We start from the raw sequence: 1,926 nt of genomic DNA, 5'->3' as shown, positions 1-1,926 counted from the left end.
AGTCTCTGGGTCACGCTGACTACGGCTTTACCAACTGGCGGCCCACGCTCTACGCCTATGTGACCTGGGCCATCGCGCTCTGCTGCGCGCAGGTGCTGATCAAAGGCGAGGCGGGAAAGCGCGTCCTCTTCGTCCTCCCCGCCGCCCTCTTCGTCATCTCGCTGACCGTCTTCCCCCTGCTTTTCGGCATCCTCATCGCCCTGTCCGACTGGAACCTCTCCAGCCCCACAGGCCGCCAGTTCAACGGCACCGCCAACCTCGTGCAGATGTGGAACGACCCCTTTTACTGGAACGCCCTGACCAACATGGTCTGGTATACCCTTGCCATCATTGTCGAATACGCCATCGCCTTTGGCCTGGCACTCCTTCTCAACGGCCAGATCCGCGCCCGCAAGTTCTTTCGCGTCGCCTTCCTTCTGCCCCTCATGCTGTCGCCCGTCGCCGTGTCCTGGATGATCGGCAAATCCATGCTGGAGGTCCGCTTCGGCCCCATCGCCCGCCTTGCGCGCTGGCTGGGCTGGGAAAACCCCAGTTTCTTCGGATCACCCGAAGTTGCGCGGTTCTGGATCATGGTGATGGACGCCTGGACCTTCAGCCCCTTCATGATGATCATGATCCTTGCGGGCCTGCAGGCCATCCCGAAAGAGCTGACCGAGGCCGCGAAGGTTGATGGAGCAACGGGCTGGAAGTCCTTCTGGGAAATCACCTTTCCCCTCATGCTGCCGGTATCCATCACCGCCATCCTGATCCGCATCATCTTCAAACTCAAACTCGCCGACATCGTCATCAACGTCACCTCCGGCGGGCCGGGCGGGGCTACGGATACCGTCACCAGCTTCATCTTCCGTGAGTACCGGGACCGCTCCAACGTCGGCTACGGCACGCTGCTGGCCATGGTCTACCTTGTGATCATCATCATCGCGATGACCCTGCTGATGAAGCTGGCCGACCGATACGCGAGGCCGCGGACATGACCGCGCAGATATTCAAGGACAGCCCCACGGACACCTCGTTCCGCGTTAAGTGGTATGCCAGCCGCGTAGCCGTCTACGGCATCCTGATCCTCTGGGCCATCATCTGCCTGTTTCCGATCTACTGGACCATCACCACCAGCTTCAAGATGGCCCCCAATGTCATGAAAGGCGCGCTGATCCCCTTTGTGGATTATCAGCCCGCATGGCTCGGCTGGCGCGCGCTTGGCCTCTCGCCCGATACCATCGGCTCCGAAAGCACCCCGCGCACGGAGTTCTTCCGGCGGTTCATGAACTCCGTCATCGTGTCCTTCTCGGCGTCGGCACTTGCCGTCGCCCTCGGCTCACTCGCCGCCTATGGCCTCTCGCGCTTCAGCTACAAGTTCGGCTGGATGAAGAACAATGACATCTCCTTCTTCTTCCTCTCCCAGCTCATCCTGCCCCCCGTCGTGCTCGCCCTGCCCTTCCTCGTGCTCTACCGCGAGGTGGACCTCTTGGACACCCGCATCGGGCTGATCCTGCTCTACACGCTCACCGTGCTGCCCATCGTCATCTGGATCATGAAGGACCAGTTCGAGTCGATCCCCACAGAACTGGAAGAGGCAGCACTTGTGGACGGCCTGTCCATCTGGGGTGCCTTCTTCACCATCATCCTGCCCATCGCCCTGCCCGGCATGGTGGCGGCCTTCATCCTGTCGCTTGTGCTGACGTGGAACGAATACTTCTTCGCCGCCCTCTTGACCTCCACCAATTCCAACACCCGGCCCGTGATGGTGGCGAGCCAGACCGGATCGCAGGGCATCTCGTGGTGGTCCATGGCCGCGCTGTCATTCGCCGCCATCCTGCCGCTGATCATCATCGGCATCGCCTTGGAACGCTTCATCATCAAGGGCATGGCCGCAGGGGCAATCAAATAAATGCTCAAGGGCATCCACCCCCACCTCCCCGCCGATGT

Annotated in this window: 2 protein-coding genes; both read left to right on the top strand. The window is 61.2% G+C overall.

Annotated elements, in window-relative coordinates:
* Positions 1 to 974: carbohydrate ABC transporter permease (locus ACRCYW_RS15935; protein WP_438551024.1), on the top strand; the 974-nt coding region annotated here is incomplete at its 5' end.
* On the top strand, positions 971 to 1,888 hold the full coding sequence (locus tag ACRCYW_RS15930) for a carbohydrate ABC transporter permease (RefSeq protein ID WP_438551023.1): 918 nt from the start codon (positions 971 to 973) through the stop codon (positions 1,886 to 1,888). The genes ACRCYW_RS15935 and ACRCYW_RS15930, both read left to right, overlap by 4 nt.
* The last annotated feature ends 38 nt before the right edge of the window (positions 1,889 to 1,926 follow it).

Origin of the sequence: Aeromonas sp., from assembly GCF_051657805.1 — a bacterium.
Lineage (GTDB): Bacteria > Pseudomonadota > Gammaproteobacteria > Enterobacterales > Aeromonadaceae > Aeromonas.
This window is presented reverse-complemented; position numbering and strand designations above follow the sequence as displayed.

Excerpts from the sequence above, each read along its gene's own strand:
- ACRCYW_RS15930 (WP_438551023.1), top strand. The coding sequence starts at position 971 with ATGACCGCGCAGATATTCAAGGACAGCCCCACGGACACCTCGTTCCGC.